Genomic DNA, 14,409 nt, shown 5'->3' with positions numbered 1-14,409 from the left:
CCGGCTCACCACCAGCCCCCCGCCCTCCGCCCTCCGCCCTCCGAGGAGAGTCACAGATGAGTTTGCGGGCACGCCTCACCGCCCCCGAGGACCGCGGGGGCGGGCACGACGACGGCCGTCTCGTCGCCACCTACCGCGCCAAGCTCCTGGAGGAGATCGACCTCGCCGAGATGTCCGCGCTCGCCGCCGACGAGCGCCGCACCCGGCTGGAACGCGTCCTCGGCCACATCATCAGCCGCGAGGGCCCGGTCCTCTCCGCAGTCGAACGCGGCCGGCTGATCCGCCGCGTCGTCGACGAGGCCCTCGGCCTCGGCATCCTCGAACCCCTCCTGGAGGACCCCTCCATCACCGAGATCATGGTCAACGGGCCCGACCAGATCTTCGTGGAGCGCGACGGCCGCGTGGAACTCCTGCCACTGCGCTTCGCCTCCCACGAGCAGCTGATGCAGACCATCGAACGCATCGTGTCCACCGTCAACCGGCGTGTGGACGAGTCCAATCCGATGGTCGACGCCCGCCTCCCCACCGGCGAGCGCGTCAACGTGATCATCCCGCCGCTCGCCCTCTCCGGCGCCACCCTCACCATCCGGCGCTTCCCCCGCGCCTTCACCCTGCACGAGATGATCGGCGTCGGCTCCCTGGACGAGCCCATGGTGCTGCTGCTCTCCGCGCTGGTGCAGGCCCGGATGAACATCATCGTCTCCGGCGCCACCGGCACCGGGAAGACCACCCTGCTCAACGCCCTCTCCGGGCTCATCCCCGACGGCGAACGGGTCATCACCATCGAGGACTCCGCCGAACTCCAGCTCCAGCAGGCCCACGTCATCCGGCTGGAGTCCCGCCCCGCGAACGTCGAGGGCAAGGGCCGCATCACCATCCGCGACCTCGTCCGCAACTCCCTGCGCATGCGCCCCGACCGCATCGTGGTCGGCGAGGTCCGCGGCGGGGAGACACTGGACATGCTCCAGGCCATGTCCACCGGCCACGACGGCTCCCTCGCCACCGTCCACGCCAACAGCGCCGAGGACGCCCTGATGCGGCTCCAGACCCTCGCGTCCATGTCCGAGGTGCGCATCCCGTTCGAAGCGCTGCGGGACCAGATCAACAGCTCGGTGGACTGCATCGTCCAGCTCACCCGGCAGGCCGACGGCACCCGGCGGGTACGGGAGATCGCCGTCCTCGACTCGCGCGGGCAGGAGCCCTACCGGCTCGCCACCGTCGCCCGCTTCGCCGCCCGGCCGATGGGCGCGGACGGGCGGGTCCACGGCGTCCACGAGCATCTGCCGCTGCCCCGCCGGCTGGCCGACCGGCTCTTTCTCGCCGGCCAGCCCGTCCCGCAGTCCTTCGGCGTCGCCGCGCGCGAGGACCAGCTCACCGTCAGAGAGGCCCGGTAGGCGACGACATGACCACCACCGTCTGGCTGACGATCGGCGCCACCCTGCTGTGCGGGGTCCTCGCCGTCCTCGGCGTGCACGCCTGGTCGACCGGCCGGGCCCGCCACGAGGCCCTGGTCGAACGGCTCGACCGCACCGGCCCCGCCGAGACGCCCGGTGGCCGTCGCCGGCGCTTCCGGGGCGTCGACCGGCGGCTGCGCCGCACCCGCCTCGGCCGCTGGATCACCCTGCGGCTCGCGGTGACCGGGCTCGACCTGACCCCGGCGGAGTTCCTCGTCGGCACCGCGGCCACCACCGGGGGGCTCTGGATCCTGGCACACGTCCTGTTCGCCCCGTTCTTCGGACCGATCGCCGGACTCCTCGCCGTCTGGGGCGCGTTCGGGTTCCTGGACTGGCAGCGGAACAAGCGGATCGAGAAGTTCATCAACCAGCTCCCCGAACTGTCCCGCATCCTCGCCAACGCCACCCAGGCCGGACTCGCCCTGCGCACCGCCCTGTCGATGGCCGCCGAGGAACTGGACGCCCCGGCCGGCGAGGAACTCGCCCGGGTCTCCGACCAGCTCGCCGTCGGGCACTCCGTGGAGACCGCCCTCGGGGAGCTGGCCGAACGCCTCCCCTCGCGTGAACTCGTCGTCCTCGTCACCACGCTGGTGCTCTCCAACCGGGCGGGCGGCACCGTCGTCGGCTCGCTGCGCAACCTCACCGAGACCCTGGAGGAGCGCAAGGAGACCCGCCGCGAGGTGCGCACCCAGCTCTCCCAGGTCAACCTGACCGCCTACGCCGTGCCCGCGATGGGCCTGGCCGCCCTGCTGCTGCTCGACCGGGTCCTGCCCGGCGCGATCGACCGTATGACGGACTCCTTCCTCGGCCAGGCCGCGGTCGTCGTGGCCCTGGTGCTGTACGGGCTGGGCGTGTTCGTCATCCGCCGGCTGTCCAAGATCGACGTCTGAGGCCCGGACGCCCCGGGAGCCCCGAGCGGCCCGCGCGGCCCGAGAGGAACGCACGCCACCATGACCTCACTCGCCCTCGCCCTGGTGATCGCCCTGTGCGTCGTCGGCGTCTTCCACGGCGTCCGCATGTACCGGGCCGAGGCCCGGCTGCCCGGGGACCTCGCCCTCGCCCTGGAGGTCGGCGCCACCCGCACCACCGCCGTCGGCTCGGCCGTCGACCGGCTCGGCATGCGGTGGGCGCCCGCGGTGCTGCGCCTGATGGGCCCCGCGCGCGTCAACAAGGTCCGCCGCCGTATCGACCTCGCGGGCAACCCCGGTGGCCTCACCCTGGACCGCTACGCCGCCCGGCGGGCCGTCTACGGCCTCCTCGGCGCGTTCGGCGCGCTCGCCATGGTCCTGCGCGGGCAGCCGCTGCTCGCCCTGCTGATGGTCGCCTTCGGCCTCTTCTGGGTCGAGGTCGGCATCCTCGCGGCCATCCGCCAGCGCAAGGACCGCATCGAGCGCACGCTGCCGGACTTCCTGGACGTCCTCGCGGTGGTGGTCAGCGCGGGGCTCGGCTTCCGCGAGGCGCTGGAGCGGGTCGCGGAGAGCTACGAGGGGCCGTGGGCCGACGAACTGCGCATCACACTGCGGCAGATGGACATGGGCGTCGGCCGCCGGCAGGCCTTCGACGAACTGCGGCGGCGCAACGACAGCGAGCAGGTCGCGCAGTTCGTCACCGCCCTGCAGCAGGGCGAGGAACTGGGCGCCCCGATCACCGAGACGCTCATCCAGATCGCCAACGACATGCGCCGCACGGACGCGCAGAACGCCCGGCGGCGGGCGGCGAAGGCGGTCCCCAAGGCGACGCTGACGATCACCTCGGTCATGGTCCCGGCGACGATGATCCTCCTGATCGCGGCCTTCGTCTTCGGCGCGGACGCGGACTTCGGCTCGGTGGGCGGCTGAGGTGACGGCCGAGTCGGTGGCCGAGTCGGTGGCTGAGTCGGCCGTCCGAGCGGCTGCGGGGCGGGGGCGCGGGGGTCAAGTGGCTGCGGGCCCGGGGCAGGGGGTCCGAGCGGCTGCGCGGCCGGGGCCGTGCGGCCCGAACGTCTCGACTTCGTTGAATTCAGGCGAACTTGCTTCGCACCTGCAACCGGCTGTGGGACAGTCGTTCCCGAACACGAGGGGTGACGCGTCCGCTACGCGGACGGCCCGTCCCGGGTCCGGTGCGGCCCGGCGTCCACCCCGTGACGTCGTCGGGCACGGCCGGGTTGTACGGGAGGGGGAGGGGTGGTGCGGGACCATGTCTGATCGCGCCATGACGGCTTATTTCGGCCGGAATTGGGCCCAGGAGCCCTGTACGGGAACGCCCCGCCCCCCGTACGTTCCGGGTGTCGGCACCGACACCGAGACACGCGCACCGGCCGGCCCCGATCCGGCCGGACCCGAAGGGGGACGACATGTCCAACGACTCGCTGCTGAAGGCCGCGGTGAGCACCCAGCTCCGCCTGGCCACCTGGCGGAACACCGTCGTCCGCCGCATGACCGGCCCCGACCGCTCGAAGGGCCAGACGGCGCTGGAGTACCTGGGGATCATCATGGTGGTGGTGGTGATCATCGGGGCGATCGTGGGGACGGGGATCGGCGGGAAGATCACGGAGAAGATCAACGAGCAGATCGACAAGATCAAGGCCGGCTGAATCCGACTGCGCGCCGACGCCCCCGGGATCAAGGGCAGGCCTTCCCTCTGTACCTGGTGATGGTGGGTGGTCTGCTCTTCCTCGCGTTCGCCCTTTTCGCCGTCGGTATGGCGTCCGCGACGCGGAGCACCGCGCAAGGCGCGGCGGATGCCGCAGCCCTGGCAGCCGCCCAGGAAGCCCGTCGTCAGCTCACCGGCCAGTGGCTCGACGCGCTCGATGACCCTGCTGCCTGGCAGGCCATTCTTGACGGCGGGGGAGACGTGCTCGCCTGCGGTGAGGCCGAGGGTTTCGCCGCCCGCAACGGAGCTCGGCTGACCGCGCCCTGCCGTGCGGACATGACGCCGTGGCTCACCTACGGCGTCGAGGTCGAGACCATCGAACCGATCGGCGCGTCGGTCGTCCCCGGGACCGAGGGCAAGTACGCGAAGGCGGACGCGAGAGCGGTGGTGGAGCCCCTGTGTACGGTTGGTCGCCTGCCCCCGGAGCCGACCCCTTCACCGAGCCCTAGCCCGAGTGCGACGCCTGACCCTGATCCGGGGGAGGGCGAGGGCCCGCGACTTCCCACGCTGGTCTGCCAGGACAGGATCTGGGACCTGGGAGACGACCCGCACGACCTGCCCGAGGCGAAGGACCTCTTCGAAGTCCGGCTGGTCGACTGACAATGAAACGAGAGAGGGAATCCGATCGATGAGCATTCGGCGCGTCACGGCGGTACGCAGGGGTGCGGCAGCGGCCGTGGTGTGCGCCGTGCTGGCTCTGGCGATGGCCGGTTGTGGTGGGGGCGAGGGCAACAGCAGCGCGGACAAGTCCGGCTCCTCCTCCGCTCCGCCGAAGAAGGAAGGCCAAGGCGCCGGAGAAGCTTCCGGCGCACCGCAGCCCGAGCCCACCGAAGTCATCGCCACAGCGAGGGGCAGGAACGGCATCGTTCTGGAGGTCACCTCGGTCGAACGTGACTCCGGCGGATTCGTCACGGTGAACGGCCAGATCAAGAACACCGGCAGTGCCACCTACTACCAGACCACGCCGTGGCGGGGGAACGAGCAGGAACTCCAGGGCGGCGGCCAGTCGGTGGGCGGGGCCACCCTGGTCGACAAGGTGGGGAAGAAGCGCTACTACGTGCTCCGGGACACGGACGGCCGCTGCCTGTGTACCTCGGGCTTCACTCAGGTCGACGCTGGTCAGGAGCTCCCGATCTTCATCCAGTTCCCGGCGCCCCCGCAGGACACGACGTCGGTGGACTTCCAACTCCCCACGTTCCAGACCACCACCGTCGAGATCACCGGATGAGCGGCCACGACATGCCCCCCACCCGGACCCCCCGCCTCGCCCTCGGCGCGGTCGCCGTCGCTCTGCTCCTCACCGTCACCCCCGCCCCCGGGGCGGCCCACGCCGACGAGACGCCCAGCGTCCCGCCCGGGACCGAGGCGTCCGCGACGCCGCCCGTGGAGGTGGATCCCTCCTCGCCGGGGCTCAAGATGGTCGACGGGGCGACGCTCGCGCCCGCCAAGGTGCTCGACATCAAGTCCGTCGTCGAGTCGCCCGGGGGCGAGGAGCGCCGGGAGGACACCAACTCCGACGTGACCTTCGCGCTCCAGGCCGAGGTGCTGTTCGGCAAGAACAGCGCCAAACTCGGGCCCGAGGCCAGGACCCGGATCCAGGCGATCGCCGCCGAGATCACCAAGGAGAACGCCCGGCGCGTCCGGATCTTCGGCTTCACCGACGACCTGGGGTCCTCCGCCCACGGCGACGTGCTGTCCAAGAAGCGCGCCGACGCCGTGCACTCGGTCCTCTCCGGATCGCTCACCGACGCGGGCATCACCTACGAGGTCCGCGGCTACGGCGAGCAGTTCCCGATCGCCGACAACTCCACCGAGGAGGGCCGCAAGAAGAACCGCCGCGTCGAGGTCTCCTACCCGCGCGGCGCGGCCGGCGCCCCCGGCTAGCACCACGCCACCCACCCACCCCCGCTACCCGCACCCCCGCCCCCGCCTCCCGCACTCCCGCGCCACCGCCCGCGCACCCCCGTCCCGTTAGCCCGCCCGGGGTGCCTGGAGCATCCGCTCGCCCTCGCGGCGGTGCGTCCCGTGGCCGTGGGCCGTCCGATGGGCCATCTTGCTGACCGTCAAACGGATCAGCACGGATCAGCACGGATCGGCCCATGCCGGTACGGACCGGTACGGACCGGGTACGGACCGCCACGGCGCCGGCCGGACGCGAAGGAGGCCCGCGGTGGGCGAGGGCGAGCTGTACATCGACGGCGAGTGGACGCGGGCGGCGGCCGGCGGCCGGCGGGAGGTGGTCAACCCGTACGACGCCTCCGTCGTCACCACCGTCGACGAGGCCGACGCCGAGGACGTCGACCGCGCCGTCCGCGCCGCGCGGCGGGCCTTCGACGACGGGGAGTGGGCCGGCGCACCCACCCGCCGCCGCGCCGACCTCCTGCGCCGCGTCCACGACCTCCTCCTGCGCGACAAGGAGGAGATCGCCCGCACCGAGACCCTCGACACCGGCAAGACGCTCACCGAGGCCCGGATCGACGTCGAGGACGTGGCGAACACCTTCCGGTACTTCGGCGAACTCGCGGGCAAGGACGGCGGACGGGTCGTTGACGTGGGCCCGGACGTCCTCAGCCGGGTCGTCTACGAGCCGATCGGGGTGTGCGCCCTCGTCGCCCCCTGGAACTACCCCCTGCTCCAGGCGTCCTGGAAGGTCGCCCCGGCCCTGGCCGCCGGCAACACCTTCGTCCTCAAGCCCAGCGAGGTCACCCCGCTCACCACCATCGCCATGATCCGGCTCATCGAGGAGGCCGGCGCCCCGCCCGGCGTCGCCAACCTGGTCCTCGGCTCCGGCGCCACGGTCGGCGCGGCCCTGACCAACCACCCCGAGGTCGACCTGGTCTCCTTCACCGGCGGCCTGGCCACCGGGCGCACCATCATGGCCGGTGCCGCCGACGGGCCGAAGAACATCGCGCTCGAACTGGGCGGCAAGAACCCCAACGTCGTCTTCGCGGACGCCGACTTCGACGCGGCCGTGGACAACGCCCTCAACGCCGCGTTCCTGCATTCCGGGCAGGTCTGCTCCGCCGGATCGCGCCTCATCGTCGAGGACCCGCTCCACGACCGCTTCGTCGACGCCCTCGCCCGCGGCGCCGCCGCCGTCCGGCTCGGCGACGGCATGGCGGAGGGCACCGAGAGCGGACCGCTCAGCTCCGCCGAGCACCGCGCCAAGGTGGAGGCCATGATCGCGGTCGGCCGGGAGGAGGGCGCCCGCCTGGTCACCGGCGGCGAACGCCCCGACGACCCTGCCCTGAGCCGCGGGTACTTCCTCCGGCCGACGGTCTTCGCCGACTGCGACCGGTCCATGCGCATCGTCCAGGAGGAGGTCTTCGGACCGGTCGTCACCGTCGAACGCTTCCGCACCGAGGACGAGGCCGTGACCCTCGCCAACGACACCCGCTACGGCCTGGCCGGCGGCGTGTGGACCTCCGACGCGAGCCGCGCCCAGCGCGTCGCCCGCCGGCTGCGGCACGGCACCGTGTGGATCAACGACTTCCACCCGTACGTCCCGCAGGCCGAGTGGGGCGGCTTCGGCCACTCCGGCGTCGGGCGCGAACTGGGGCCCACCGGGCTGCGCGAGTACCAGGAGGCGAAGCACATCTACCAGAACCTCGCTCCCGCGCCCACCGGCTGGTTCAAGGGCTGACCACGCGCCCACCGGCTGGTTCAAGGGCTGACCACGCGCCCACCCCACTCCCCGGCCCCCACGCCCCCAACGCCCCCACCCAGGAAGGCCCCCAGGCACCCCATGGCTCCCATCACCCCGCACGGCGCCGAGTCCGCCTACGACTACGTCATCGTCGGCGGCGGCACCGCCGGCTGCGTGCTCGCCGCCCGGCTGACCGAGGACCCCGACTGCCGTGTCTGCGTCATCGAGGGCGGCCCCAGCGACGTCGGCGACGACCGCATCCTGCGCCTGCGCAACTGGATCAACCTGCTCGGCTCGGAGTTCGACTACGGCTACACCACCGTCGAGCAGCCCCGCGGCAACTCGCACATCCTGCACTCCCGTGCCCGGGTGCTCGGCGGCTGCTCCTCCCACAACACCCTGATCAGCTTTCTGCCGCTGCCGGAGGACCTGGACGACTGGGTGGCCGAGGGCTGCACCGGCTGGGACCCGGCGACGATCCTGCCCTACCGCGAACGCCTGCTGACGAACATCGTCCCGGTGGCCGAGGCCGACCGGAACCCGATCGCACGGGACTTCGTCTCCGCGGCCTCCCGCGCCCTCGGCGTCCCCGTCGTCGAGGACTTCAACGCCCGGCCCTTCGCCGACGGCACCGGCTTCTTCTCCCTGGCGTACCAGCCGGAGGGCAATCTGCGCTCCTCCGCCTCCGTCGCCTACCTGCACCCCGTCCTGGACCGGCCCAACCTCACCCTGAAGCTGGAGACCTGGGCGCACCGGCTGCTGCCCGACGAGGCGGGGCGGTTCACCCGGGTCGCCGTGCGCGGGGCGGACGGCGAGCCCGCCACCGTCCGCGCGGAGCGGGAGGTCCTGCTCTGCGCGGGCGCGGTGGACACCCCCCGGCTGCTGATGCTCTCCGGCATCGGCCGGGCCGACGACCTGCGCGGCCTCGGCATCGAGGTGCGGGCCGATCTGCCGGGCGTGGGGGAGAACCTGCTGGACCACCCCGAGTCCGTGATCGTGTGGGAGACCGCCGGGCCGCTGCCGCCCAACTCCGCGATGGACTCCGACGCGGGGCTCTTCCTGCGCCGGGAGCCGGACCAGCCGCGCCCGGACCTGATGTTCCACTTCTACCAGGTGCCGTTCACCGTCAACACGGAACGCCTGGGCTACCCCGTCCCCGAGCACGGGGTGTGCATGACGCCGAACGTGCCGCGCGCCCGCTCCACCGGCCGGATGTGGCTGCGCAGCTCCGATCCGTCCGAACATCCCGCCCTGGACTTCCGGTACTTCACCGACCCGGACGGGTACGACGAGCGCACCGTCGTGGACGGGCTGCGGATCGCCCGCGAGGTCGCCGCCACCGAACCGCTGCGGGACTGGCTGGTCCGCGAGGTCGCACCCGGTCCCGAGGTCACCTCCGACGCCGGACTGTCCGAGTACGGACGCCGCGTCGCGCACACCGTCTACCACCCGGCGGGCACCTGCCGGATGGGCGCGGCGGACGACCCGATGGCCGTCTGCGACCCGCAGTTGAGGCTGCGGGGCGTCGAGGGCGTGCGGGTCGTGGACGCCTCGGTGTTCCCGACGATGCCCACCATCAACCCGATGGTGACCGTGCTGCTCGTCGCCGAACGCGCCGCCGACCTGCTCACCGGCCGTTCCGGGCCCGCCACGGCCGGCACCGCCCGATGAGCCGCACTCCAGACGAAGGGAGCCGATCGTGCCGACGGTAGGAACCGGAGAGACCGGGGAAGCCCCGGACGAGATCCAGCACGAGGCCGACGGGCCCGGCACGGGCACGCTGAAACCCCTCGTCTTCTACGGATCGGCGACCCTGATCCTGGCCATCTCCATCTGGGCGATCATCGATCCCTCGGGAGCCGAGAGCGTCATCGGCGTGGTGGTCGACAAGATCTCCGGCTGGTTCGGCTGGTACTACTTCCTCGCCGCGACCCTGTACCTGGTGTTCGTGGTCTTCATCGGGGTGTCCAAGTACGGCACGATCAAGCTGGGCCCCAAGCACTACAAGCCCGACTACGGGCTCTTCGCCTGGGCGGCCATGCTGTTCGCGGCGGGCATCGGCATCGACCTGATGTTCTTCTCCGTCGCCGGGCCGGTGAGCCACTACCTGGCCCCGCCGGAGGGGGACCCGGAGTCGCTGGAGGCGGCCCGGATGGCCGTGGTGTGGACGCTGTTCCACTACGGCATCACGGGCTGGGCCATGTACGCCCTGATGGGCATGGTGCTCGGGTACTTCGCCTTCCGCTACAAGCTCCCGCTGGCGATCAGGTCCGCCCTCTACCCGATCATCGGCCGCCGCATCCACGGCCGGTTCGGCGACGCGGTCGACCTGGCGGCCATCATCGGCACCGTCTTCGGCATCTCCGTCTCGCTCGGCATCGGCGTCGTCCAGCTCAACTACGGCCTCTACGTCCTCTTCGACGTGCCCGAGGGGCTGCCCGCCCAGATCGGCCTGATCGCCGTGGCCGTGGTCATGGCGACCGTGTCCGCCGTCGCCGGCGTCGACAAGGGCATCCGCCGGCTGTCCCAGCTCAACGTCCTTCTCGCCGTGCTGCTGATGCTGTACATCCTGGTCGTCGGCGAGCCGTTCCGGCTGCTGAACGCCCTCGTCCAGAACGTCGGCGACTACATCAGCGGCTTCCCGTCGATGACCCTGAACACCTTCGCCTACGACCAGCCCACCGAATGGCTGGACGCGTGGACCCTGTTCTTCTGGGCCTGGTGGATCGCCTGGGCCCCGTTCGTCGGTCTCTTCCTCGCCCGCATCTCCCGCGGACGCACCCTGCGCCAGTTCGTCGCCGCGACCCTGATCATCCCCTTCCTCTTCACCGGCCTCTTCCTCGCGGTGTTCGGGAACAGCGCGCTGTTCGTCGTGCAGGACGGGAACGCCGCCTTCGGGGAGACCGCGCTGAACTCCCCCGAACAGGCCTTCTACGGACTGCTCGACCTGTACCCCGGGGCGACCTTCAGCGTGGGACTCGCGACCTTCGTCGGGTTGCTGCTCTACGTGACCTCGGCCGACTCCGGCGCGCTCGTGATGGGCAACCTCAGCTCGGACCTGCCCACCCCGGTGACCGACGCGAAGACCTGGATGCGCGTCTTCTGGGCGGTGACCACCGGTCTGCTCACCCTCGCCATGCTGATCGTGGGCGGTGTGCAGGCGCTCACCGATGCCACGATCATCATGGGCCTGCCCTTCTCCTTCGTGATGTTCCTGATCATGGCGGGGCTCTATCTGGCCCTCCGGTCCGAACGCATGCGCGAGGAGGCGCTGGCCACCACACTGCCGGGCTCGCTCTCCGGACGCACCACCCAGCAGGGCCCGCTGGGCGCCCAGAACTGGCGCCGCCGGCTGGGCCGCGCGATGGCCTTCCCGGGGCGCCGGGCGGCGGTCCGCTTCGTGGACGAGGTGTGCCGGCCGGCCTTCGACGAAGTCGGCCAGGCCCTGCGGGAGCAGGGCGCGGAGGCGGAGATCCTCACCGGCACCGACGAGGAGAACGGCCTCCCGCACGTCGGCGTCATGGTGCCCATCGGCACCAGGGACCAGTTCGTCTACCGCGTCTGGCCGGTGGAACGGCCCACTCCCGGTTTCGCCACCCGCTCGGTCAGCACCCACGACAGCTACGTCCGCTTCGAGGTCCAGCTCGCCGAGGGCAACCAGGGTTACGACGTGATGGGCTACACCAAGGAGCAGCTCATCGCCGACATCCTCGACCAGTACGAACGCCACCTCGAATTCCTCCGCCTCCACCACGAGGCGACCGCCGACTCCGCCTTCCCCGACCACCGCCCGGACGCCCCGGACGTCCACCTGCCGGAGTAGGGGCCCGGAGCACGGCAGTTCACGGAGCGGGGCGCGGCGCGGTCAGCGCGTTCGCGCCCTGCCCCGCGCAGTGCGGGCAGCGTTCGCGGCCGTCCCAGGCGGACCAGCCGAAGTCCGCCGGGGCGAGGGCGCGGCCCTCCAGTTCGTCGCGGACGGCCTCGCGGTAGGCCCAGACCGCGTCCAGGTAGGGGTGGTAGACGTCGTGGAAGGCGGGGGACGCGATGTCCGCACCGGCCGCGACCGTCTTCCGCAGGGCCCGCAGGTGTTCGAACATGGTCTGCCCCGCGCCGGCGATCCGGGTGCTGGCGTCGAGGAAGAGGCGCTCGCGCACCTCGTAGATCCGTGCGTCCGTCAGCGCGGCGCGGCTCGCCTCCTCGAGGCCGGACTGACCGGCGCCGCCCTGTGCGAGGCGGCGCAGTTCCGTGTGGGCCGCGCCCGCCGCCGTGATGAACTCCGTGTAGACGTCCCGGCGGCGCGCCTCCAGCCCGCGCCGGTGCTCCTGGCGGGTGCGCAGCCGGTCCGCGAGGACCGTGCCCGCTATCGCGATCAGACCGCCGCCCAGCGTGGCGACGAGCGTTCCCCATTCCACCCCGTGTCCCCCCTCGGGCCGTGTCCACGGCCGCCCTCGATGATGCCCGGTTCGCCGGACGGGTGCCGCACCCGGCCCGTCCGCCCTCAGACGCGCACGGTGTGGCGGCCCATCAGCTCCGCGAGCCCCAGCCGGGTCGCCGCGATCACCACCCGGTCGCGTTCCGTGAGCAGATGGCCCGGGTGCAGGTCCCAGACCAGGCCCGAGCCGTGCTCGCCGGCCGGGGCCCCGCCCTGCGGACCGAGGTCGGCACGGCGGTTCTCCGGGTCCGTGGTGTCCAGGGCGATCACCCGCCACGCGCCGGGCCGGAAGGACTCCGCCACGGTCCGGCCCTCCAGCTGCGGGATGCCGGCGACGTCCACGGCGGCGACCAGGAGCACCCGCCGTTCCACCGGGATCGCCCCGAGGATCCGCCGGCCCATCATCGCCCCGGCGAACGCGGGTGCCGCCAGGTGCGTCACGCTGCGGCTGCGGGTCAGCGCACGCGGGTGGGCGGTGCGCAGGGTGCGGTGGACGGCGGTGGCGAACTGGTCGTCGTACAGCCGCAGGGCGGTGCGCACATCGGGCCGGATCGACCGCGCGTACAGGGTCGCCTCCAGGTTGGTGGTGTCCGAGCTGGTCAGCGCGAGGAGCGCGTGGGCGCGGTGGATCCGGGCGGTCTCCAGGACGCCCTCGTCGGTGACGTCACCGAGGACCACCGGCACCCGCAGGCTGCGCGCGAGGGCGAGGCCGCGCGCCTCGGGGTCGTTCTCCACGCACACCACCGGGATCTCCAGCTCGCGCAGCCGGGCCAGCACCCGGGTGCCGACCTTCCCGAGGCCGAGGAGGACCACATGCCCGGACAGCCCGCGCGGCGGCCGGCGCAGCACGGTCGCCGTACGGAACGCGCCGAGGGCCTCCAGCACGGCCGCGACCAGCACCGGCAGCAGCAGGATTCCCACCAGCCCGGCGAGCAGCTGGAGGACCTGGCGGCCTGCGGCCTCGTCCACGGCCGGGTCGTTGATGGCGAAGATGTCCAGCAGGGTCATGTACGCGGCATGCAGGGGGTCCTCGCCGGAGACGGCCCACGCGGTCAGTGCCAGCGCCCCGACCGCCGCGAGCAGCCCGAACAGGGTCCAGCGCAGCCGGCGCGAGAACAGCGACCCCATGGGCAGCGCCGCGCCCGCCAGCCGGGAGGCGGCCTGGGGGCCACCGGCGTACGACACGGCCTCCAGCGCGACCGTGCCCCGGCCGGTGGCGCGGGCCACCGCCTCGTCGTCCGGCAGCAGTTGGGGACCCTGCTCGCCGCTGTCCTCGGAGCCCTCGGTGCCCGCCGGGTCCGTGGTCGTCGCGGACAGCAGGGCCAGGGTGCACAGACCGGGGTCGGCGACGGCGCCCTCCCCGGGCGGGGTGCGTTCCACGGCGCGCAGCAGCAGACCGTCGGCGTGGATCACCTTGCCGGTGCCGGCCACGGCGGTCGCGGCCAGGGCGGGGGCGGCGGTGTCGGCGTCGGAGAGCACGGTGGTGGAGGAGTCCAGCTCGGCGAGGTCGATGTCCGGCTCGGCCACGATCGCCGCCTGGTCGAGCAACTCCTCCAGGTGCTGGCCGAGTTTGCGGTTGTAGAGCCGGATGACCAGGCGCAGCCGGGGGTTGAGCCGCCGTGCGACGAGCGCGGCGCGCAGATTGGTCTCGTCGTCCTCGTAGACGAGCGCCAGGGCGGAGGCGGTGGCCGCGCCCGCGGCCGTGAGGACCTCCTCGTCCGGTTCGAGGGCCTCCATCACCCGCAGGTCACCGGCGGCCCGACGCTCACCCGGCCGCGGCCGCGCGCCCGGCGACGGGACGCGGCCGAGGAGGCCGGAGCCCAGGAAGCGCAGGGTCCGGCCGCCGCTGTCGGCCGCGGGCTCGCGGTCGGCGGGGACGACGACGGTGACGCGTTCGCGGTAGACGTCCCGCAGCTCGACGGCGAGCCGGTGGGCGAGCCCGTCGTCCCCGCAGACGACCATCCGCCCCTGGGCCGGGGCCCTCCGCTGCCCGGCCCCTCCGCCCCGCTGTGCCACCACGCGTCCGCCTCCCCGTCGCACCCCGGACGCCACCGGGGACGCCCGCCAAGCTGCCCGCGTGCGGCGGGCGTTCGCGGTGATCGTGCCATCGCGGAGGCCGGTTCCGCATTGCCGGTGTCCGGCACTTCCCGGCTCGTCCCGGATGCCGGTGGCACGGAACCCTCCGCCGGGCCAGTCCACAACCAGACGTGCCCGCAGGGGCGTTGGCGTGAATCCCGCCCCGGTGC

General features: G+C 72.7%; 12 protein-coding genes. 10 read left to right on the top strand and 2 right to left on the bottom strand.

Features of this window, described 5'->3' with window-relative positions:
• Positions 1 to 56: 56 nt before the first annotated feature.
• The 10 genes from C593_RS0102500 to betT all read left to right on the top strand — a co-directional run bounded on the left by C593_RS0102500 (position 57) and on the right by betT (position 11,554).
• Positions 57 to 1,394, top strand: a complete 1,338-nt coding sequence (locus tag C593_RS0102500; protein WP_026277283.1) for a TadA family conjugal transfer-associated ATPase — start codon at positions 57 to 59, stop codon at positions 1,392 to 1,394.
• Between the two features lie 8 nt (positions 1,395 to 1,402).
• Positions 1,403 to 2,344 (top strand): type II secretion system F family protein, encoded by a 942-nt coding sequence (locus C593_RS0102495; RefSeq protein WP_018845732.1) that lies wholly within the window; start codon positions 1,403 to 1,405, stop codon positions 2,342 to 2,344.
• A 60-nt stretch (positions 2,345 to 2,404) separates the two neighbouring features.
• Positions 2,405 to 3,292 (top strand): type II secretion system F family protein, encoded by an 888-nt coding sequence (locus C593_RS0102490; RefSeq protein WP_018845731.1) that lies wholly within the window; start codon positions 2,405 to 2,407, stop codon positions 3,290 to 3,292.
• Between the two features lie 494 nt (positions 3,293 to 3,786).
• Positions 3,787 to 4,026 carry a hypothetical protein gene (locus C593_RS0102485; RefSeq protein ID WP_018845730.1) on the top strand — a complete coding sequence of 80 codons (240 nt, stop codon included), beginning with the start codon at positions 3,787 to 3,789 and terminating at the stop codon, positions 4,024 to 4,026.
• On the top strand, positions 4,023 to 4,685 hold the full coding sequence (locus C593_RS0102480) for a pilus assembly protein TadG-related protein (protein WP_026277288.1): 663 nt from the start codon (positions 4,023 to 4,025) through the stop codon (positions 4,683 to 4,685). Before C593_RS0102485 ends, C593_RS0102480 begins: the two co-directional genes overlap by 4 nt.
• A 28-nt stretch (positions 4,686 to 4,713) precedes the next feature.
• Complete coding sequence (locus C593_RS0102475; RefSeq protein ID WP_026277282.1) at positions 4,714 to 5,313, top strand: hypothetical protein; 600 nt, start codon at positions 4,714 to 4,716, stop codon at positions 5,311 to 5,313.
• A gap of 11 nt (positions 5,314 to 5,324) precedes the next feature.
• Positions 5,325 to 5,969: an OmpA family protein gene (locus C593_RS0102470; RefSeq protein ID WP_018845727.1), complete on the top strand. Its 645-nt coding sequence runs from the start codon at positions 5,325 to 5,327 to the stop codon at positions 5,967 to 5,969.
• Between the two features lie 286 nt (positions 5,970 to 6,255).
• Positions 6,256 to 7,728 carry an aldehyde dehydrogenase family protein gene (locus tag C593_RS0102465; RefSeq protein ID WP_018845726.1) on the top strand — a complete coding sequence of 491 codons (1,473 nt, stop codon included), beginning with the start codon at positions 6,256 to 6,258 and terminating at the stop codon, positions 7,726 to 7,728.
• Between the two features lie 102 nt (positions 7,729 to 7,830).
• Entirely contained in the window at positions 7,831 to 9,402 is a 1,572-nt protein-coding gene (locus tag C593_RS0102460; RefSeq protein ID WP_018845725.1) for a GMC oxidoreductase, read from the top strand.
• Positions 9,403 to 9,430: 28 nt separating this feature from the next.
• Positions 9,431 to 11,554 (top strand): choline BCCT transporter BetT, encoded by a 2,124-nt coding sequence (gene betT / locus C593_RS0102455; RefSeq protein ID WP_018845724.1) that lies wholly within the window; start codon positions 9,431 to 9,433, stop codon positions 11,552 to 11,554.
• A 19-nt stretch (positions 11,555 to 11,573) separates the two neighbouring features.
• Here betT and C593_RS0102450 read toward each other — a convergent pair whose 3' ends face one another.
• Together C593_RS0102450 and C593_RS0102445 are read right to left on the bottom strand one after the other, a co-directional pair.
• Entirely contained in the window at positions 11,574 to 12,143 is a 570-nt protein-coding gene (locus tag C593_RS0102450) for a hypothetical protein (RefSeq protein ID WP_018845723.1), read from the bottom strand.
• Between the two features lie 86 nt (positions 12,144 to 12,229).
• A complete protein-coding gene (locus tag C593_RS0102445) occupies positions 12,230 to 14,125 on the bottom strand; it encodes an NAD(P)-binding protein (RefSeq protein ID WP_018845722.1) in 1,896 nt (631 codons plus the stop codon).
• Positions 14,126 to 14,409 lie beyond the last annotated feature (284 nt).

The sequence above is a fragment of the Streptomyces sp. CNT372 genome, from assembly GCF_000377145.1.
The sequence above is the reverse complement of the archived record's forward strand: the minus strand, read 5'-3'. Positions and strand labels throughout refer to the sequence as shown.